This is a genomic window from Pseudomonas piscis, assembly GCF_009380155.1.
GTDB classification, from domain to species: Bacteria; Pseudomonadota; Gammaproteobacteria; order Pseudomonadales; family Pseudomonadaceae; genus Aquipseudomonas; species Aquipseudomonas piscis.
The window spans coordinates 196,683-216,336 of record NZ_WHUV01000007.1 but is presented as its reverse complement, the minus strand read 5'-3'; the positions used below and the strand labels follow the sequence as shown (position 1 = coordinate 216,336).

Below are 19,654 nucleotides of genomic sequence, written 5' to 3'. Positions count from 1 at the left end.
TTCTGTTTATGCGAATGCATCTCAGTTAGCTAGACGTGCCAGGCAGGAAAACTCAGTAAGGTTTTTTCCGATTATTTTTCAAGAAGCTGGAAAAAGGCCCGCAGCCCTAGTAAATCAGGCTGACTCCGGCCAGGTCGAAACGCCGGACCTGCAACTCCTGGGTCAGGCTGGCCAGGGCCGCGTCGAGCATGTCCAGCTGGAATACCCCGCTGACCTGGCGCTGGCCCAGGGCCTCGTTGGTCAACACCACTCGTCCAGGGCGATAGCGGTTCAAGCGCTCGATCACCGCGGCCAGTGGCTCGCGGTCGAACACCAGCACGCCCCGGCGCCAACTGGTAGCACGCTGCAGGTCCAGCCCATCCAGGGATACCACTCCCGAACCGGGGCTATAGCGTGCGCTCTGGCCTTCCTGCAGGACCTGCTCGGAAGCGCCCTGTCGCGCCGGAGCATCCAGGCTCACCGCGACACTGTGCTGCAACACTCCGACCCAAGCCTGCTGCGCGCCTTCCCGGCCGACCACGAAGCGAGTCCCCAAGGCCCGGGTCTGGCCACCGGCGCTGCTGACCACGAACGGCCGCTGTTCGTCGCCGGTCATGGGCGCCACGTCGAACACCGCTGAGCCGGCGAGCAAGCGAACCCGGCGCTGGCTGTTGGTGAAATCCAGGCTGATGGCGCTGGATGCGTCCAGCTCGACCGTACTGCCATCGGCCAGGTGCACGGTACGTAGCTCACCCTTGGCGGTCTGGTAGTCAGCCTCCAGGTACAGCCATGCCTTGGGCGCTTGCCAGCCGCCCAGAGCCACCGCCAGGACCAGCACCGCAGCACTGGCAGCCCGAGGCAGCCAACGCCGGCGACGAGGCCGGCGGGCCACGGCCGTGGTACTGCGCAGGGACCGACGTGGGGTGTCGCCAGTACCTGGTTGCGGGTCCAGGCGCAGTTCGCCCAGGGCCTCCCAGGTCTGCTGGGCAAAAGCCAGGGCCTGGAGGTGGCGTGGATCGGCGGCCTGCCATTGGGCAAGTTCGGCCTGCTCGCCGGGCCCCAGCGGCCCGGCGTGCAGACGCACCGCCCAGTCGGCGGCGGCCTCGGTAATACTCTGCTCTTGCGAACCCTGGCTATTCACGTGTGAATCTCGATTTCTCGTTATGTATAAGCAGTGACGTCTGAGTTCGGCGTTTACCGTAATTCACGGGTCGCCCGGCCGACCATCGGTAGCCTGCAGGCGCTGCATCACATAAGCCAGGGCCTTGGACAGGTGCTTCTGCACCGAGCTGTCGGAGATGTCCAGGTGTCGCGCGACCTCGGCGTGGGTCATGCCTTCGATACGGTTCAAGCGGAAGATCTCCCGAGTTCGCTCAGGTAGCTCGGCCACTGCCTGTTTCAATGCCATGCGCTGTTGCAGAGCCATCGCCTGTGCCTCCAGCCCGGCTCCGTCATCCTCGATCTCGGCCAGCACTTCATGGGGCACGGCTTCGGTCTTGCGCCGGGCTTCCTGCCGGACATGATCGATCAAGAGATTGTTCGCCGTGCGATAGAGATAGCCCTGGGAATTGTCGATCGGCGCGCCACGGGTCTGCTCGGCCAGCCGCAGGAAGCTCTCCTGCACCAGGTCAGCAGCCAATTGCGGGTCCCGTACTCGGCGTGCCAGGTACCCACGCAAGGCAGCGGCATGCTTGAGAAACAGTCCCTTGAGATCCACGTCCGACAAACCGACTCCCTGGCGCATATAGGAAATTGCCGGGCATCTTACGGCTAGTCGAGAATGATTTTCAATTGCCATAACCATCAGCCACAGGTCACGCCTGGGGCCGATGGCTCATTCGGACTTGAGCTGCAAACGCGAGAGCAGGCCGAGCAACAGCACGTTGAAGAGGATCAGCAACATGCTGCTGAGAATGCCGAGCAGGTTGATCAGCTGGGTCGGCAGCCAGTCGAGCAGGCTGATGCCAGCCATGGACAGCAAGCGCTCGCCGAACCAGAAACCGTCGACGACGATCATCAGGATCAGGATGATTTTCAGGGTGGGGACGGGGTTGCCCATGGAGCCTTCCTTGTCGAGGGAAATGTCATGGAGCCGGCTGGCTCGCGCATGCGATTTTAATGGGCGGCCATGGCCCATGCCAATGCCGGCGGCCACTCAGGCTTGCAGGTAGCGCAGCACCGATTCGCAGATCATTTCCCGATGCCGGCGCTTGACCGTCTCATCCGGCAGGTCGAGCTGGAAGATCTCGCCGAAGGTATGGCGATTGGAAACCCGGAAGAAGCAGAACGAACTGATCAGCAAATGCACATCCAGGGCATTCAACCCACTGCGAAACAGGCCCTCTTTGACTCCGCGCGCGAGGATTTCGTCCAGGGCATGCAGGACGCTGTTGTTCATCGCCTTGATCACCTGCGACTGCTTCACGTACTCGGCGTTGTGGATGTTCTCGATACTGACGATCCGCACGAAATCCGCGTTGTGATCATGGTGGTCGAAAGTGAACTCCACCAGGCGGCGAATGGCTTGCGGTGGCGTCAGCTCCGTCAGCTGCAGGCGGCTTTCGGTGCTGCGGATATCGCCATAGAGCTTCTCCAGCACTTCGACGTACAGCTGCTCCTTGCTGCCGAAGTAGTAATAGATCATGCGCTTGGAGGTGTGGATACGCTCGGCGATGGCGTCCACCCGAGCCCCGGAAAGCCCCTGCTGCACGAACTCGATAACCGCCTCCTGGAGGATGTTCTCGCGGGTCTTTTCCGGGTTGTTCTTGCGGCTCTTGCGCGGCGCGAGAGCAGCTTTGTCAGGCACAACGGAGCGTTCACTGGTCATTGTCATTCTGGGCTCACAGCCATCACTCACAAGCCGGCGATTATGGGCTGCGTCAGGTCGCGAAAGAAAGCGCCGAGGGGGGCCGCCAGCCCCCTCGGTTACAGATCTTCTACAACTTGGAACCCACGCTGAACCGCCAGCCGGAGCGCACCAGGGCAACGACCTAGAAATCGAAGAACACCGTCTCGCCCTCGCCCTGAAGCCGGATGTCGAAACGATAGGCACGCAAGCCATCGACCTCGCAAGGCCACGCCAGCAAGGTTTCCCGGCGCTGCGGCTGCTCGATCAGGTTCAGCACCGGGCACTGCTGGTTGGCTTGCGGCTCATCGGCGAAGTACAAGCGGGTGTGCAGGTGGATGTTGATCCCCCGGGCGAACAGCATCACGTTGATGTGCGGCGCCATGGGCAGGCCGGCGGTATTGTTTACAATTCCAGGCTTGACTGTATGCACAATCCACTCTCCAGCATCGAAAGTGGTGGCGGCCCGGCCGAAGCAGTTGAAGGGTTTTTCCGTATCGAAGATCGGGTCATGAATGCCTTCATGATTGGCCTGCCAGAACTCCAGGAACGAGTCGCGTACCAGGTGGCCATTGCCATCGTAGACGTGGCCCAACAGCAGGATGTGCTCGCCCGGAGCATCCTCCCTGGCCAGCCGATTGCTGATTTCCTCGGGCCGGGAGGGATTTCCCGCGGCGGCCAGGGCCAGGCCGATATGCACGTAGGGCCCGGCGGTTTGCGAGGGGGTTTCCGGCAACAGTCGAACGGGCATGGCGGGTTCCTCAGCAGTTCTCGAAATGGGTCCGGCGCTGGCCACGCAGCACGATGTCGAAGCGATAGGCCAGGCAATCCATGGGGTTGGCGTTACTCATGTCCAGCCGGGCGATCAGGCTCTGCACCGCCTCCGGGCTGGCGATCGACTTGACGATCGGGCACAGCGGAATCAGCGGATCGCCTTCGAAGTACAGCTGGGTGACCAGCCGCGTGGCGATCGCCGGACCGCTGATGGAGAAATGAATGTGCGCCGGGCGCCAGTCGTTGGGAGCGTTGCGCCATGGATAGGGGCCAGGCTTGATGGTGCGGAAGCTGTAGTAGCCGTCGCGATCGGTGAGGGTCCGCCCGACCCCGCCGAAATTCGGGTCCAGGGGCGCCAGGTAGCGGTCGTTCTTGTGCCGATAGCGGCCGCCGGCATTGGCCTGCCACATTTCCACCAGGGTATGGGGCACCGGCTTGCCGTATTGGTCGCATACCCGCCCGGCGACGATGATCCGCTCTCCCACCGGCAAGCCGCCGTTGTCGAAATTGCGCAGCAGGTCGTTGTCCAGGCGTTCGAGGCGCAGCTTGGAAAAGTCCGGACCGCCGGTTTCACTGGGCGATTGGACAATGCTCACCAGCGCCTGGCGCGGGGAACGGGTGATGGAACTCTTGTAGTCGGGCGTCAGGGCCTTGGGGTGCCAGTCACGGTCGCGAATCACGAAGCGACTGCCGTCTGCATCGGACATGTCGGTCTCCTGTTGTTTGAGTTCTGGAGCGCAGCTTGTAGAGCTTCAAACAAACCAGGCCGGCGGAATATTGAAAAACCGGCGCTCATCCATAACCGGAAGGTTAAGGATATCGCCCCTCGCGATAGGCCAGCCCGACCTCCCGCAACACCTGCACCGCCCATTGCGCCGCCAGCGGCAACGGCAGGCTGGCATTGCTGGAGATCCCCACCGAGCCACCGGGCTCGCGCAACCCCAGGTCCAGCTCCAGCAGTTCGCCACTGGCCAGGTCCAGGCGCACCGCATCCAGCGGCGCGATCCACAACGCATCGCTGGACAAGGTGTAGCGCCGGCCCAGGGCCAGCGACAGGGTTTCCAGGCGTTGTGGCGACTGGGCAATGCCGCACTGCACGAACAGGCTGTCGGCATGCTTGCGGATACTGGTGCCAGCCAGCGGCAGCACCAGCGGATAACGACCGACGGCCCCACGGTCGAGCAGTCCGCTGGCCAACGGATGCCCGGGGCGCGCCACCAGGGTCATGGACTCGTTGTACAGATGCTCGAAGCTCAGGCCCTGGATCTCCGGGCTCTCGGTCATGCGCCCCACCACCAGGTCCAGGTCGCCGACCCGCAATTGCGAGAGCAGGTAGGCACTGGGGCCGGTGACCACGCTGAGCGTCAGCGCCCCATGCCGCTGGTGCAAACGCCGCAGCACCTCCGGCAGCAACAGGCTCTCCACCGTAGAAAGCACGCCGATACGCACCGCCTGCCCGGCATGCTCGCCACCGCGCAAGCTGCTGACTCCTTCCCGCAGGGCCTGCACCGAAGGGCCGGCATAACGCAGGAAGGCCCGCCCGGCCTCGGTCAGGCTGAGCCCGGCCTTGCTGCGCTCGAACAACCGGGTGTCCAGCAAGGTCTCCAGTTCCTTGAGGGTCTTGGACATCGCCGGCTGGCTCACCGCCAGCACATCGGCGGCCCGGGCCAGGCTGCCCTGGCGGGCCATTTCAAGAAAACCCACCAGGTGACGGAATTTGATGCGGGTATCGATGTTCAATAGGGAGCCCCAAAATGCGCTTGCAACCGGCCGACCCGGTGCCGGGCCATGGTAGCGTGGGCAAAAATCCCTGACGACCGGACTGGCGCCGGTTCCAGCCAGCAGCAACACTGACCAGCAGAAGAAACGAGGACTCCCCCATGCTTTGGAAAAAAGGCCGGCGCAGCGACAACGTCGTGGATGTGCGAGATGACAGCAGCGGCGGTGGTGGTGGTGGCGGCTTGCGCTTCGGCGGCGGCAAGGGGTTGAGCCTGACGGCGATTGTGCTGATCGTCGGCATCGGCTGGGCCACCGGCCAGGACCCGCTGCAGATCCTCGGGCAACTGCTCGGCCAGGGCGGCGGCCAGGTCTCGGCCCCGGCCACCACCCAGGAACGCAAGGCGCCACCGGCCAACGATGAACAGGCGGAATTCGTCCGCGCAATCCTCGGCGATACCGAGGACACCTGGGGCCAGATCTTCCAGCAGGCCGGCCGCCAGTACCAGGCGCCCAAGCTGATCCTGTTCCGTGGCCGGGTCACGTCCGCCTGTGGCGCCGCCACTTCGGCCAGCGGTCCCTTCTATTGCCCAGCCGATCGCCAGGTGTACCTGGACATGGATTTCTTCCGGGAAATGGCCCAGCGCTTTTCCGCCGCTGGCGACTTCGCCCAGGCCTACGTGATCGCCCATGAGGTGGGCCACCACGTGCAGACCTTGCTCGGGGTCTCGGCCAAGATGCAGGCGGCCCGCCAGCAGGGTCGGCAGATGGAAGGCGACGGTGGCCTGCTGGTACGCCAGGAGTTGCAGGCCGACTGCCTGGCCGGCGTCTGGGCCTACCACGCGCAAAAACGCTTGAACTGGCTGGAACCCGGGGACGTGGAAGAAGCCCTGAACGCCGCCAACGCCATCGGCGACGACCGCCTGCAGCAGCAGGGCCAGGGCCGGGTGGTACCGGATTCCTTCACCCACGGCACCTCGGCCCAGCGGGTACGCTGGTTCAAGACCGGTTTCAGCCAGGGCCAGGTCGGCCAGTGCGACACCTTCGCCGCCAAGAGCCTGTAGATGCGCCGCCTGCTCGCGGCGCTGCTGTGCCTGGGCAGCCTGGGCGCCCAGGCTGCGGGGCATGGGGTCAAGATCATCAGCCCCGGGCGACTGGAACTGCCAGCCGGTGAACTGGCCCTGGGCCTGAGCCAGGACTGGCGCCAGCCATTGCCAGGCATACAGCGGGCCCTGGTGATCGTCCATGGCCGCCTGCGCAACGCCCAGACCTACCTGCACAGCGGCGAAAGCGCCGCCAGGCTGGCCGGGCAAGACGCCACGACCCTGGTGATCGCCCCGCAGTTTCTCAATCAGCACGACATTGCCCGCCATCACCTGCCCAGCAGCCTGTTGCGCTGGCAGGGCAACGCCTGGATGGGCGGCGAGCCAGCCACCGCCCCCCAGGCGCTGAGCTCCTACGCGGCACTGGACGCCATCCTGCTGCGCCTGGGCGATCGCCAGCGCTTTCCCAACCTGCAGGAAGTGGTGGTCGCCGGCCACTCGGGCGGTGCCCAGGTGGTGCAACGCTACGCCCTGGCCAGCGGCGACCATGCCGAACTGCAGCGGGCCGGAATCGGCCTGCGCTTCGTGGTCGCCAATCCTTCGTCCTACGCCTACTTCGACGCCTGGCGCCCGGTAGCCGTCGAGCCAGCCGCCTGCCGCGGATTCAACCAGTGGAAATACGGCCTGGAACGACGCCCGGCCTATGTCGCCCGGCAAATGCCGGAACAGCTGGAGCAGCGTTATGCGGGGCGGGATATTACCTACCTGCTGGGACAACAGGACATCGACCCTCGGCACCCGGCCCTGGACAAGAGCTGCGCCGCCGAGGCCCAGGGCGCCTATCGCCTGGCGCGCGGGCACAACTATTTCGACTACCTGCTAAGGCGTCATCCCCAGGGCCTGGCCCAACGCCTGGTAGAGGTGCCGGGGGTCGGTCATGACGGGGACAAGATGTTCACCTCGGCCCAGGGCCAGGCGGCGCTGTTCAAGTAGAACCGCGCCCGGCCTCAAGCCCGCAACAGGCGGTGCAACTGCGCGCAATCCTGCGCATGCCAGTCGGTCAGTTCCGGCCAGGGGTTGTCCGGCAGGTTGACCAGCACCGTGCGGGTACCGGCGGCGCGGCCGCAGTCCAGGTCGAAGCGGTAATCGCCGACCATCACCATGCGCTGCGGAGCCACACCCCAGGCCTGGGCCAGCTTCAGCAGGCCACCGGGATGGGGCTTGGGCGGGGCCTCGTCGCGGCCCAGCACATGGGCCTGGGCGAAGCAGTCGGCCAGGCCGATGGCTTGCAAGGTCACGTGGGCCAGCTCGCGGGCATTGCGAGTGAGGATGCCCAGGCGATATCCGCGCCCGGCCAGGTCCCGCACCAGTTCCACCGCGCCCGGCGCTGGGCGCGAACCCAGGGCCAGGTCACGCTCGTGCTCCAGCAGCCAGGCATGCTTGGCCGCGGACTCATCCGCCGGCAAGGCCGCCAGGTGCGTGAGGATGTCTTCATCCGCCGGGATCGACAACGCCTGGCGGATCGCTTCGAAGTCATGCACGGCGATGGTCAGGGTGCCGTCCATGTCGAACACCCAATGCTCGATATCCGAAAGGCTCATGCCCAATCCTTGCGATGGCGGATCAACCCTTCCTGGGTCACCGAAGCGACCAACTGGCCGGCACGGTTGAACACGCTGCCCCGGGAGAAGCCCCGGGAGTTGCCGGCCCATGGGCTGTCCATGGCATACAGCAGCCAGTCATCGGCACGCAGGTCGGCGTGGAACCACAGGGCGTGGTCGAGGCTGGCCACTTGCATATCCTTCTGCCAGACCGACTTGCCATGGGGCAGCAGCGAGGTGACCAGCAGGCCGAAGTCCGAGGCATAGGCCAGCAGGTACTTGTGCAGCGCCGGGTTGTCGGCCAGGGTGCCGTCTGCGCGGAACCAGACGTACTTCACCGGATCCATCGGCTGCGGGTTGTACGGGTCCCTCTCGGTCACCGGGCGCACTTCGATGGGCTTGGGGCACAGCAGCTTTTCCCGCATGTGCTCGGGAATCAGGTGCGCGCGCTGGGTGGCGATCTCCAGCTCCGAGGGCAGGTTCTCCGGGCCGACCACCTGGGGCATGCCGCTCTGGTGCTCGAAACCCTGCTCGTCGTACTGGAACGAAGCGCTGCAGGTGAAGATCGGATTGCCCTTCTGGATCGCCGTCACGCGCCGGGTGCTGAAGCTGCCGCCATCGCGGACCCGGTCCACTTGGTAGACCACCGGCAAGGCAGCGTCCCCGGGGCGCAGGAAGTAACCGTGCATGGAATGCACATGGCGCGCCTCCTCTACCGTCTGGCTGGCGGCGGACAGCGATTGGCCGAGTACCTGGCCCCCGAACAGCTGGCGAAAACCCAGGTCCTGGCTGCGCCCACGAAACAGGTTTTCCTCGATGGGTTCCAAGGTCAAAAGATCGACCAGATCATCCAGCACATGACTCATTCAGACTCTCCTCACACAGAGCAAAACCGCGCAATCTCGGCTGCGGCGGTCAAATCGATTCGGGGCAAGCAACCTCATCGGCACATTCTAAACATGCGCGATTGCTATCCATGCAAGGTTTCCAACCATTGTTCACGGGTGATGCGGTACAGCACATGCTCGCGCAATGGGTGATCGCCGGCGAGCTTGGGATGTTCGAAGTCCCCCTGGACGGCATGCTGCATGCCAATGGCTTGCATCACTTTCTGCGACGCCAGGTTGGTCCGGGTGGTGAAGGCTACCACTTCGTCCAGGGCCAGGCGCTCGAACGCGCAACGCAACGCCGTCCAGGCCGCCTCGCTGGCATAACCCAGGCCCCAATGCTCGCGGGCCAGGCGCCAGCCGATCTCCACCGCCGGGGTGAAAGGCGCTTCGAAACCTACCACGCCCAGGCCGGTAAAACCGATGAAGGCGCCGTTGTCCTTGCGCTCCAGGGCCCAGGTGCCAAAACCATGCTCGGCGAAATGCCCGCGTATGCGGCCGATCAAGGCGGCGCTCTCCAGACGGCTCAAGGGTGCCGGAAAGTAGCGCATGACCTGCGGATCGGCACACATTGCCGCAAAAGCCTGCAAGTCGTCGTCACGCCATTGGCGCAGCACCAGGCGCGCGCTTTCCAGTTGCAGTATCGGCTCCATCGGTGCCCTCCGTTTTCATGGGTGCAAGTCTACATCGCTGGTAGGATCCTTCACGGGTCCTTCTAAGAAAATGCCATGACATTGCCGCTGATCTACCACGACGACTACAGCCCGGAATTCCCCCCGGAGCACCGCTTCCCCATGGACAAGTTTCGCCTGTTGCGCGACCACCTGGTGGACAGCGGCCTCACCCGGGATACCGACCTGCTGCGCCCGCAGCTGTGCCCGGCCGAAGTCCTGGCGCTGGCCCACGACCCTGGTTATATCGAGCGCTACATGAATGGCGAGTTGTCCCGGGAAGACCAAAGGCGCCTGGGCCTGCCCTGGAGCGAAGCCCTGGCCCGGCGCACCGTGCGCGCGGTCGGCGGTTCGCTGCTGGCCGCCGAGCAGGCGCTGGAACACGGCCTGGCCTGCCACCTGGCCGGCGGTACCCACCACGCCCACTACGACTATCCAGCCGGCTTCTGCATCTTCAACGACCTGGCGGTGATCAGCCATTACCTGCTGGAAAGCGGGCGCGTTGGACGGGTACTGATCTTCGATTGCGACGTGCACCAGGGCGACGGCACCGCGCGGATCTTGCAGCACACCGCCGATGCGGTGACCGTCTCGCTGCACTGCGAAAAGAACTTCCCGGTGCGCAAGGCCCAGAGCGACTGGGACATTCCCCTGGCCATGGGCATGGGCGATGCCGAGTACCTGGAGGTGGTGGACGATGCCCTCAACTACCTGCTGCCGCTGTACCAGCCGGACCTGGTGCTGTACGACGCCGGGGTCGACGTACACCAGGACGACGCCCTGGGCTACCTCAAGCTCACCGACGCCGGGGTGGCCGAGCGCGACGAACGGGTCATGCGCCAGTGCCTGGGCCGGGATATCCCGGTGGTGGGAGTGATCGGCGGCGGCTACAGCAAGGACCGCCAGGCCCTGGCCCGACGCCACGGCATCCTGCACCACAGCGCCCAGAGAGTCTGGGAGTCGCTAGGCTGTCGCTGACCCGACGCCCTTACCCACACCTGCTGTGGAACCGCTTGTGGATAACCTGAGTGAAAGCGTCTACAGCCCTTGCCCTGAAAGGCCCAGGACCGGCCGTCTGTTTTTTGATCAGCGACCTCGAAATGTCACATTCCGGTGTATTGCTTACCCCCAATCCCTGTGGAGCCGACTGTGGATAACCTGCGGGAAACCAGCTCCAGCCCAGGCCCTGCAAGGCCTACAGAATAAAGCTCATTTTTTGACCAGCGCCTGGGACCATTCCAGGCGCGGCATGCGCTTACTCCCAATCTCTGTGGAACCGCCTGTGGACAACCTGCGCAAAACTCACTCCGGCCCTTTCCGGACGAGGCCTGCAGAGCGATGACCAATTTTTGACCAGATTCATCAAGTAGTCATCGATCGGTGCGTCGCTTACCCCCAATCCCTGTGGAACCGCTTGTGGATAACCTGCGCGAAAGCCAGTACACGCCTTGAACTACAAGGGTTTCATGACGTCGATCATTTTTCGACCAGGACCTCGCCACCCTGTGGCGGGCACCTTTCGGCTGGAACCGCTCCCGCTGCCAGCACCCCGTGCTTGAGCATGCAAAAGACCTGCGGGGAGCAAGAATCCGACGCGCTAGCAAAGAAGTCCTGAATGAGGCTATCGGACATTACCCCGAATAGAGGTAAAATGCCTCGCTAACTAGAGCCAGATTTTCAGGCAATGCGGGGTTGTGCAGGGCACCGGAGGCACGGGATCACATCGTCGGCGATCGCTTCTCACTGCAAGGCGAACTTGGCATATGCGCCCCGTGAGCTTGGAACCGTGCCCATTGGATGGGTGAGAAAGATCTTGTGAAAACGTCAGACATGCTAAAGGCCTGGACCTACTCGTATCTCCAGCCTGAGACTACCCCAGGTTCTAGCAATTAATTTCCAATCATCCAAAGTTAAAACTTCCAGCCTATTAAAAGTTGAAGTTAAGCACTTACTAAATATTAAGACGCAGTCAAGTTGGAGTTTTAATTGATGTCAGACATCAAACAGGCAAGCATTGAGAAGTTCAAGAGCAAAGAAGCGCTGATCGGTATTATCGGGCTGGGTTATGTCGGTCTGCCGTTGATGTTGCGCTACAACGCAATCGGTTTTCGTGTGCTGGGTGTTGATGTCGATCAGAACAAAGTCAACCAACTGAATGCCGGGCAGAGCTACATCGAGCACATTCCCGCCAGCAAGATTGCCGCAGCCCATGCCAGCGGCTTCGAAGCGACCGTGGACTTCAGCCGTGTCAGCGAATGCGATGCCTTGATCCTCTGCGTTCCTACTCCACTGAACAAATATCGCGAACCCGACATGAGTTTCGTGATCAACACCACCGACTCGCTCAAACCTTACCTGCGCGCCGGCCAGGTGGTATCGCTGGAAAGCACCACCTATCCCGGGACCACGGAGGAAGAACTACTGCCTCGCGTTGAAGAAGGGGGCCTCAAGGTCGGCCAGAACATCTTCCTGGTCTACTCGCCGGAGCGTGAAGACCCGGGCAACCCCGACTTCGAGACCCGCACCATTCCCAAGGTAGTGGGCGGCCATACCGCAGCCTGTCTCGAAGTGGGTGTCGCCTTGTACGAGCAGGCGATCGACAAGGTGGTGCTGGTCAGCTCCACCAAGGCCGCCGAGATGACCAAGCTGCTGGAGAACATCCATCGGGCGGTCAACATCGGCCTGGTCAATGAAATGAAGGTGGTCGCCGATCGCATGGGCATCGATATCTTCGAAGTGGTGGATGCCGCGGCGACCAAGCCCTTCGGCTTCACCGCCTACTACCCTGGCCCCGGCCTGGGTGGCCACTGCATCCCGATCGACCCTTTCTACCTGACCTGGAAGGCCCGCGAGTACGGCTTGCATACACGGTTCATCGAACTCTCCGGCGAGGTCAACCAGGCCATGCCGGAGTACGTAGTCAACAAGCTGGTGGACGCCTTGAACGATGGCCGCCGTGCGCTCAAGGACAGCCGTATCCTGGTGCTGGGTATCGCCTACAAGAAGAATGTCGACGATATGCGCGAATCGCCATCCGTGGAGATCATGGAGTTGCTGGAGGCCAAGGGCGCCATCGTCGCCTACAGTGACCCGCATGTCCCGGTGTTCCCGAAGATGCGTGAACACCACTTCGATCTGTCCAGCGTCCCCCTGACCGCCAGCAGCCTGGCGGAGTTCGACGCCGTGGTCCTTGCCACCGACCATGACAAGTTCGACTACGAGCTGATCAAGTCCAGTGCCCGGTTGATCATCGATAGCCGCGGCAAGTACCGCCAACCCGAAGCCCATATCGTCAAGGCTTGATTTCTTCCAGTCCCGGCTCGTCCGGGACCTTGTATTTTGGAGCGTCCTAGTGAAACGTTTTGCCCTGATCGGCGCAGCCGGCTACATAGCCCCACGTCACATGCGAGCCATCAAGGACACGGGTAACGAGCTGGCTTGCGCCTATGACATCAATGACTCGGTCGGCATCATCGACAGCCTGTCTCCACGCAGTGAGTTCTTCACCGAATTCGAGCGCTTCTATGATCACGCCTGGCGCCTGAAGCGCGATCCGGCCACGGCGCTGGATATCGTCTCGGTGTGCTCCCCCAACTACCTGCATCACCCGCATATCACCGCAGCGCTGCGCCTGGGCTGTGATGTCATCTGCGAGAAGCCGCTGGTTCCGACCAGCGCCCTGCTCGATGACCTGGCCCTGACCGAGCGCGAGACCGGCAAGCGTCTGTGGAACATTCTGCAACTGCGGCACCACCAGGCGATCATCGATCTCAAGGAAAAAGTCCGCAGTGAACAGCGTGACCACAAGCATGAAGTCGAGCTGACCTACATCACCTCCCGCGGCAACTGGTACATGGAGAGCTGGAAGGGCGACCTGCGCAAGTCGTTCGGCGTAGCCACCAACATCGGTGTGCACTTCTACGACATGTTGCACTTCATCTTCGGCAAGCTGCAGCGCAATGTCGTGCACTACAGCGATGCCTACAAGGCTGCCGGCTACCTGGAGTATGAAAACGCCCGTGTCCGCTGGTTCCTGTCGATCGACCAGAACGACCTGCCTGACGCCGTCAAGGGCAAGAAACCCACCTACCGCTCGATTACCGTCGATGGGCAGGAAATAGAGTTCTCCGAAGGTTTTACCGACCTGCATACCGTCAGCTACCAAGCCATCCTGGACGGCAAGGGCTACGGCATCGAAGATGCGCGGCACTGCGTCGAAACCGTCGAGTTCATCCGTTGCGCCAAGCCGCTGGCCGCGCAAGACGGTGAAGGACACCCATTCCTCGCCTCCCTGGCTCGCTGAGGTCCCCATGCCCTATCAAGTACACCCCAGCGCCATAGTCGATGACGGCGCACAAATTGGCGAAGGCTCCCGCGTATGGCATTTCGTGCACGTCTGCGGCGGCGCGCGTATCGGCAAGGGGGTGTCGCTTGGGCAGAACGTCTTCGTCGGCAACCAGGTGGTGATCGGCGACCAGTGCAAGATCCAGAACAACGTCTCGGTGTACGACAACGTGACCCTCGAGGCGGGCGTGTTCTGCGGCCCGAGCATGGTCTTCACCAATGTCTACAACCCCCGCTCGCTGATCGAGCGCAAGGACCAGTACCGTGACACCCTGGTGAAGAAAGGCGCGACGCTGGGTGCCAACTGCACCATCGTCTGTGGGGTGACCATTGGCGAGTTCGCCTTCGTCGGCGCCGGCGCCGTGATCAACAAGGACGTACCGGCCTACGCCCTGATGGTCGGCGTACCGGCCCGGCAGATCGGCTGGATGAGCGAGTTCGGCGAGCAACTGGACCTGCCGGTCGAAGGCGACGCCACCACCACATGCACGCACACCGGGGCTCGCTACAGCCTGCGCGGTAAACATCTGAGCAAGGAGCAGAGCCCAGCATGATCGAATTCATCGACCTGAAAAGCCAACAAGCACTGATCAAGGATCGCATCGACGCAGGCATCCAGCGAGTACTCGCCCACGGCCAGTACATCCTCGGCCCGGAAGTGGCCGAGCTGGAAACCCAACTCGCCAACCTGACAGGCGCCAGGCACTGCATCAGCTGTGCCAATGGCACCGATGCGCTGCAGATTGCCTTGATGGCCCTGGGCGTCGCTCCCGGTGACGAGGTCATCACCCCTGGCTTCACCTACATCGCCACTGCGGAAACCGTGGCCTTGCTGGGCGCCAAGCCGGTTTACGTGGATATCGACCCGCGTACCTACAACCTCGATCCGCAGCGCCTGGAAGCCGCGATCACTGCACGAACCAAGGCCATCATCCCGGTGTCCCTCTATGGCCAGTGCGCGGACTACGATGCCATCAACAGCATCGCCGCAAAGTACCGTATCCCGGTGATCGAGGATGCCGCACAGAGCTTTGGCGCCACCTATAAAGGCAAGCGCTCCTGCAACCTGACCACCATCGCCTGCACCAGCTTCTTTCCCAGCAAGCCACTGGGTTGCTATGGCGACGGCGGGGCGATCTTCACCAATGATGACCAACTGGCCGTAGTCCTGCGCCAGATCGCCCGGCACGGCCAGGACCGTCGCTACCATCACATCCGGGTCGGCGTGAACAGCCGGCTGGACACCCTGCAGGCGGCGATCCTGCTGGCCAAGCTGGAGCTTTTCGAAAAAGAAATCCTGCTGCGCCAAGAGGTGGCAAAAAGCTACGAACGTCTGTTGCACGATGCCGGAATCGGCGCGACGCCCCACGTCGAGCCGTACAACACCAGCGTCTATGCGCAGTACACCATCAGGGTCAGGAACCGGGACAGCGTGCAAGCCCAGCTCAAGGAACGTGGCATTCCCACCGCCGTGCACTATCCGATCCCGTTGAACAAGCAACCGGCGGTTGCCGACAACAGCGTCAGCCTGCCCTTGGGCGACGAAGTGGCGGAACAAGTGATGAGCCTGCCGATGCATCCGTACATGAGTCTCGAGGATCAACTGAAAGTCGTTGAGGGCCTGGTGTCCAGCGGTGTCGCGAATCGATGAGCAACACTAGAAAACTGGTGAGCAACACCGCGATCTACTTCGGGGCTAACGTCCTGAATGCGGCGATACCGTTTTTTCTCCTGCCCATTCTGACCCGGGTACTGAGCCCGGCCGACTATGGCAGCATTGCCATGTTCGGCGTTTGCCTGAGCATCATCAGCGCATTCACCGGGCTGAGCGTGCATGGCGCCATCGGGGTCCGCTACTTCCAGTTGGCCAAGGAGGAGTTGGCGCAGTACGTGGTGACCTGCATGGGCATCCTGGTCGTCAGTACCGCCACCATCTTCCTGGTCGCACTCGGGCTGCGGCCCTGGCTCCCCGAGATCACCGGCCTACCTGCGGACTGGCTGCTGGTGGCTGTCGTGGTGTCGGGCTTGCAGTTCCTCATCAACATTCGCTTGTCGCTGTGGCAAGTGGCTGGCCAGGCGGTGAAATACGGCACCTTCCAGATCAGCCAGAGCCTGCTCAACGCTGGTGGTTCACTGCTGCTGATCCTGGTGGTCGGCATGGCCTGGGAAGGCCGTGTGCTGGCCCAGGCGCTTGCCATCGGCCTGTTCGGCGCGATCGGATTCTGCTGGCTCTGGAAGGACGGCCTGCTGAGAAAGCCGGTAGTGTGGCGTACCCACTGCCTGGACGCGCTGAAGTTCGGCGTGCCGCTGATTCCACATGTCATCGGCGGGCTGCTCATAGTCGCCACGGACCGGCTGATCATCGTCAGGTTGTTGGATGTCAGCCAGGCAGGTCTCTACATGGTGGCCTTGCAGTTCGGGCAGGTCATCGGCCTGGTGACCGAGTCCTTCAACAAGGTCTATGCGCCATGGCTGATGAAGAGCCTATCGAGCAAGGAAGAAGTACCACGCTCACGCATAGTTCGCTTTTCATATCTGTACATGGGCCTGTTGTTCGCCATGGCGATCATCTTCGGCCTGCTGGCGCCCTGGGTGATGGGCTTCGTGGTAGGTAGCGAGTTCAAGGCCTCCAGCGAGCTGGTGATCTACATCGCACTGGGCTTCGCCTTTGGCGGCTGCTACTACATGGTCACCAACTACGTGTTCTTCGAAAACAAGAACTCGAACCTGGCATTGATCACGCTGATTACTGGATTGATAAATATTCCGCTGATGTTCTTCTTGGTGGAGCGCAATGGACTGGTAGGTGCAGCCCAGGCATTCATGCTTACTCAATGCTTATCATTCGTTGGCACATGGTGGCTTTCCAACAAAGTACATCCGATGCCTTGGTTCAACTTAAAAGCTTATAAATAGGATTAACGTTCATGCTCACCGGCCAAACCATTCTCATCACTGGCGGCACAGGCTCTTTCGGGAACACCTTCGTGCCAATGACTCTTGCCAAATACAACCCGAAAAAAGTGATCATTTTCTCTCGCGATGAAATGAAGCAATGGGACATGGCGAAGAAGTTCGAAGGCGACCCGCGCGTACGCTTCTTCATCGGCGACGTCCGTGACAAGGACCGCCTGTATCGAGCGCTGGATGGCGTGGACTACGTCGTGCACGCAGCGGCGACCAAGATTGTACCGACCGCCGAATACAACCCCTTCGAGTGCGTGAAGACCAACATCAATGGCGCCATGAACCTGATCGATGCCTGCATCGACAAGGGCATCAAGCGAGTGGTGGCCCTATCTACCGACAAGGCCAGCAGTCCGATCAACCTGTACGGTGCCACCAAACTGGCCTCCGACAAGCTGTTCATCGCCGGCAACTCCTATTCCGGTGGCCACGAGACCCGCTTCTCCGTGGTTCGCTACGGCAACGTCATGGGCTCCCGTGGTTCGGTGATCCCATTCTTCATGTCGATCAAGGACAAGGGCGTACTGCCCATCACCGACGAGCGCATGACTCGCTTCATGATCTCCCTCGAAGAGGGCGTGGAACTGGTCTGGCACGCCTTCGAAGACATGGAAGGTGGCGAGATCTACGTGAAGAAGATCCCATCGATGAAAGTTACCGACCTGGCCCGGACCATCGCTCCGGACGCAGCCCAGGAAGTGGTCGGCATCCGTCCCGGCGAGAAGCTGCACGAGCAGATGATCAGCGTCGAGGACGCCTATTACACCTACGAATACCCGCAACACTTCAAGATCCTGCCGACGATCAATAACTGGGCGACTTGCGAAGAGCGCATCAAGGACGGCCAGAAAGTACCGGAAGGCTTCGTCTATGCCAGCGACAGCAACAGCCAGTGGATGAGCGGCGAACAGTTGCAGGCCTGGATCGACCTCAATCGCGAAAAGATCGGGAGTATCTGATCCATGATTCCCTACGGTCGCCAGGACATTACCCAAGCAGACATTGATTCGGTAGTGGAGGTATTGCAGTCCGACTTTCTCACGCAGGGCCCCATGGTCCCGCGTTTCGAGCAAGCGCTGGCATCACATGTTGGTGCCCGGCATGCATTGGCGTTGAACAGCGCGACGTCCGCACTGCACATCGCCTGCCTGGCGCTGGGACTGGGTCCCGGGGACTGGCTCTGGACCAGCCCCATCACCTTCGTGGCATCGGCCAACTGTGCGCTGTATTGCGGGGCCCAGGTCGACTTCGTGGATATCGACCCGGTGACCTACAACCTCAGTCCGCAGGCGCTGGAGCGCAAGCTGGAGCAAGCGGAGCGCGAAGGAAAACTGCCCAAGGTGGTCGTCCCCGTCCACCTGTGCGGACAACCCTGCGATATGCAGGCGATCCATGCCCTGGCCAAGCGCTACGGCTTCAAGATCATCGAGGACGCGTCCCATGCCGTGGGCGGCAAGTACCAGGACGAGTTCATCGGTAACTGCAAGTACAGCGACATCACCGTGTTCAGCTTCCACCCGGTGAAGATCATCACCACCGCTGAAGGCGGCATGGCATTGACCAACGATGCCGCCCTGGCCGAAAGAATGGCCTTGCTGCGCAGCCATGGCATCACCCGCGATCCGGCGCAGATGACCCATGAATCCGATGGCCCCTGGTACTACCAGCAGATCGACCTGGGCTTCAATTACCGCATGACCGAATTGCAGGCGGCCCTGGGTGTCAGCCAGGTACAGCGCCTGGACCAGTACGTCGCTCGCCGCCATGTACTGGCCCGTCGCTACGATCAGCTCCTGGCCGGGTTGCCGGTCACCACGCCCTGGCAGCATCCGGACAGCTACTCCGGCCTGCACCTGTATGTGATCCGCCTGCAACTGGGGAAAATCGCCAAGACCCACGCCCAGGTCTTCGCCTCCCTGCGTGAACAGGGCATTGGCGTCAACCTGCATTACATCCCGGTGCCGACCCAGCCGTACTACCGGCAGATGGGCATCGATCCCGAAGTATTCCCCCAAGCGCAGCAGTATTACCGCGAAGCCATCAGCCTGCCGATGTTCCAGACCATGACCGAACAGCAGCAGGACCAGGTCGTGGCTGCATTGAACCAGGCGCTGCTGGGATGAACGTCGCGATCATCCCCGCCCGCGGCGGCAGCAAGCGTATTCCACGCAAGAACATCAAGGAGTTCTGCGGTAAGCCGATGATCGCCTGGAGCATCGAGGCCGCCCTGAACAGTGGCTGCTTCGAGCAGGTCATCGTCTCCACAGACGATCCCGATATCGCCGAGGTTGCCATCGAACATGGCGCCAGCGTGCCCTTCATGCGCCCGGCAGCCTTGTCCGACGACCACACGGGCACCACGCCGGTGGTGCGTCACGCCATCGAGTGGTTGAACCAGCAGGGTGTGACCCCTCAATATGCGTGCTGTGTCTATGCAACGGCCCCTCTCATCAGCAGCCAGGACATCCTCAAGGGACTCAAGGCGCTGGAGGAAAAAGGTGGCGACTACGCATTTTCAGTGACCAGCTATGCGTTTCCGATTCAACGTGCCATCCGCATCAAAGAGGATGGCCGCGTCGATATGTTCAATCCCGAGCTCTTCGCTGTCCGCTCTCAAGATCTTGAACATGCCTTCCACGATGCTGGGCAGTTCTACTGGGGAGCCTGCGCGGCGTGGTTGGAAAACCGGGTTATTTTCAGCAGCCGATCGCTGCCGATCATACTGCCGCGGCACCGCGTCCAAGACATCGACACGCTGGAAGACTGGGAAATGGCCGAATACCTTTTCAAGGCCGTGGGGCTTCGGGTTAACGGCCTGTAATAATTT

21 protein-coding genes are annotated in these 19,654 nt (G+C 62.0%); 11 read left to right on the top strand and 10 right to left on the bottom strand.

Annotated features, from left to right (window positions below; all coding sequences use genetic code 11):
- Window positions 1-106 precede the first annotated feature (106 nt).
- The 7 genes from GDH07_RS29915 to pcaQ form a co-directional block, all read right to left on the bottom strand.
- Window positions 107-1,120, bottom strand: coding sequence for a FecR family protein (locus tag GDH07_RS29915; RefSeq protein ID WP_343038359.1), 1,014 nt, complete (start codon window positions 1,118-1,120; stop codon window positions 107-109).
- A gap of 63 nt (window positions 1,121-1,183) precedes the next feature.
- Complete coding sequence (locus tag GDH07_RS29910; RefSeq protein WP_031320574.1) at window positions 1,184-1,705, bottom strand: RNA polymerase sigma factor; 522 nt, start codon at window positions 1,703-1,705, stop codon at window positions 1,184-1,186.
- A 108-nt stretch (window positions 1,706-1,813) separates the two neighbouring features.
- The gene (locus tag GDH07_RS29905) at window positions 1,814-2,038 is read right to left on the bottom strand and encodes a hypothetical protein (RefSeq protein ID WP_022641143.1); all 225 of its coding nucleotides are present in this window, start codon (window positions 2,036-2,038) and stop codon (window positions 1,814-1,816) included.
- A 96-nt stretch (window positions 2,039-2,134) separates the two neighbouring features.
- Window positions 2,135-2,812: a TetR/AcrR family transcriptional regulator gene (locus GDH07_RS29900; RefSeq protein WP_031320575.1), complete on the bottom strand. Its 678-nt coding sequence runs from the start codon at window positions 2,810-2,812 to the stop codon at window positions 2,135-2,137.
- A gap of 157 nt (window positions 2,813-2,969) precedes the next feature.
- Window positions 2,970-3,575 carry a protocatechuate 3,4-dioxygenase subunit alpha gene (pcaG, locus tag GDH07_RS29895; protein ID WP_022641145.1) on the bottom strand — a complete coding sequence of 202 codons (606 nt, stop codon included), beginning with the start codon at window positions 3,573-3,575 and terminating at the stop codon, window positions 2,970-2,972.
- A gap of 10 nt (window positions 3,576-3,585) precedes the next feature.
- Window positions 3,586-4,305: a protocatechuate 3,4-dioxygenase subunit beta gene (gene pcaH, locus GDH07_RS29890; RefSeq protein WP_152899661.1), complete on the bottom strand. Its 720-nt coding sequence runs from the start codon at window positions 4,303-4,305 to the stop codon at window positions 3,586-3,588.
- 103 nt (window positions 4,306-4,408) lie between these two features.
- On the bottom strand, window positions 4,409-5,338 hold the full coding sequence (gene pcaQ, locus GDH07_RS29885) for a pca operon transcription factor PcaQ (RefSeq protein ID WP_152899660.1): 930 nt from the start codon (window positions 5,336-5,338) through the stop codon (window positions 4,409-4,411).
- Window positions 5,339-5,478: 140 nt separating this feature from the next.
- Here pcaQ and ypfJ point away from each other — a divergent pair, with 140 nt between their 5' ends.
- A complete protein-coding gene (gene ypfJ / locus GDH07_RS29880; RefSeq protein ID WP_022641148.1) occupies window positions 5,479-6,378 on the top strand; it encodes a KPN_02809 family neutral zinc metallopeptidase in 900 nt (299 codons plus the stop codon).
- Entirely contained in the window at window positions 6,379-7,350 is a 972-nt protein-coding gene (locus GDH07_RS29875; RefSeq protein WP_152899659.1) for an alpha/beta hydrolase, read from the top strand. It abuts the gene before it with no gap.
- Window positions 7,351-7,364: 14 nt separating this feature from the next.
- Here the strand turns inward: GDH07_RS29875 and GDH07_RS29870 are convergent, their stop codons facing one another.
- The 3 genes from GDH07_RS29870 to GDH07_RS29860 all read right to left on the bottom strand — a co-directional run bounded on the left by GDH07_RS29870 (window position 7,365) and on the right by GDH07_RS29860 (window position 9,498).
- Window positions 7,365-7,958 carry an HAD family hydrolase gene (locus GDH07_RS29870; protein WP_152899658.1) on the bottom strand — a complete coding sequence of 198 codons (594 nt, stop codon included), beginning with the start codon at window positions 7,956-7,958 and terminating at the stop codon, window positions 7,365-7,367.
- A complete protein-coding gene (gene tesB / locus GDH07_RS29865) occupies window positions 7,955-8,824 on the bottom strand; it encodes an acyl-CoA thioesterase II (RefSeq protein WP_022641150.1) in 870 nt (289 codons plus the stop codon). Before tesB ends, GDH07_RS29870 begins: the two co-directional genes overlap by 4 nt.
- Window positions 8,825-8,928: 104 nt before the next feature.
- Window positions 8,929-9,498: a GNAT family N-acetyltransferase gene (locus GDH07_RS29860; RefSeq protein ID WP_085597001.1), complete on the bottom strand. Its 570-nt coding sequence runs from the start codon at window positions 9,496-9,498 to the stop codon at window positions 8,929-8,931.
- Window positions 9,499-9,573: 75 nt separating this feature from the next.
- Here GDH07_RS29860 and GDH07_RS29855 point away from each other — a divergent pair, with 75 nt between their 5' ends.
- From GDH07_RS29855 to pseF, 9 genes are all read left to right on the top strand, one after another.
- A complete protein-coding gene (locus GDH07_RS29855) occupies window positions 9,574-10,494 on the top strand; it encodes a histone deacetylase family protein (protein WP_085597000.1) in 921 nt (306 codons plus the stop codon).
- A 1,011-nt stretch (window positions 10,495-11,505) separates the two neighbouring features.
- Entirely contained in the window at window positions 11,506-12,819 is a 1,314-nt protein-coding gene (wbpA, locus tag GDH07_RS29850) for a UDP-N-acetyl-D-glucosamine 6-dehydrogenase (RefSeq protein ID WP_152899657.1), read from the top strand.
- Between the two features lie 49 nt (window positions 12,820-12,868).
- Window positions 12,869-13,819: a Gfo/Idh/MocA family protein gene (locus GDH07_RS29845; protein WP_343038358.1), complete on the top strand. Its 951-nt coding sequence runs from the start codon at window positions 12,869-12,871 to the stop codon at window positions 13,817-13,819.
- Between the two features lie 7 nt (window positions 13,820-13,826).
- Complete coding sequence (gene wbpD, locus GDH07_RS29840; RefSeq protein WP_152899656.1) at window positions 13,827-14,414, top strand: UDP-2-acetamido-3-amino-2,3-dideoxy-D-glucuronate N-acetyltransferase; 588 nt, start codon at window positions 13,827-13,829, stop codon at window positions 14,412-14,414.
- Window positions 14,411-15,511 (top strand): DegT/DnrJ/EryC1/StrS family aminotransferase, encoded by a 1,101-nt coding sequence (locus GDH07_RS29835; RefSeq protein ID WP_152899655.1) that lies wholly within the window; start codon window positions 14,411-14,413, stop codon window positions 15,509-15,511. Before wbpD ends, GDH07_RS29835 begins: the two co-directional genes overlap by 4 nt.
- Window positions 15,508-16,776 carry a lipopolysaccharide biosynthesis protein gene (locus GDH07_RS29830; RefSeq protein WP_152899654.1) on the top strand — a complete coding sequence of 423 codons (1,269 nt, stop codon included), beginning with the start codon at window positions 15,508-15,510 and terminating at the stop codon, window positions 16,774-16,776. The genes GDH07_RS29835 and GDH07_RS29830 overlap by 4 nt, the downstream gene beginning before the upstream one ends.
- An 11-nt stretch (window positions 16,777-16,787) precedes the next feature.
- The gene (pseB, locus tag GDH07_RS29825) at window positions 16,788-17,786 is read left to right on the top strand and encodes a UDP-N-acetylglucosamine 4,6-dehydratase (inverting) (RefSeq protein ID WP_152899653.1); all 999 of its coding nucleotides are present in this window, start codon (window positions 16,788-16,790) and stop codon (window positions 17,784-17,786) included.
- Window positions 17,787-17,789: 3 nt separating this feature from the next.
- The gene (gene pseC / locus GDH07_RS29820; RefSeq protein WP_152899652.1) at window positions 17,790-18,950 is read left to right on the top strand and encodes a UDP-4-amino-4,6-dideoxy-N-acetyl-beta-L-altrosamine transaminase; all 1,161 of its coding nucleotides are present in this window, start codon (window positions 17,790-17,792) and stop codon (window positions 18,948-18,950) included.
- Window positions 18,947-19,648, top strand: a complete 702-nt coding sequence (gene pseF, locus GDH07_RS29815) for a pseudaminic acid cytidylyltransferase (protein WP_152899651.1) — start codon at window positions 18,947-18,949, stop codon at window positions 19,646-19,648. The genes pseC and pseF overlap by 4 nt, the downstream gene beginning before the upstream one ends.
- The last annotated feature ends 6 nt before the right edge of the window (window positions 19,649-19,654 follow it).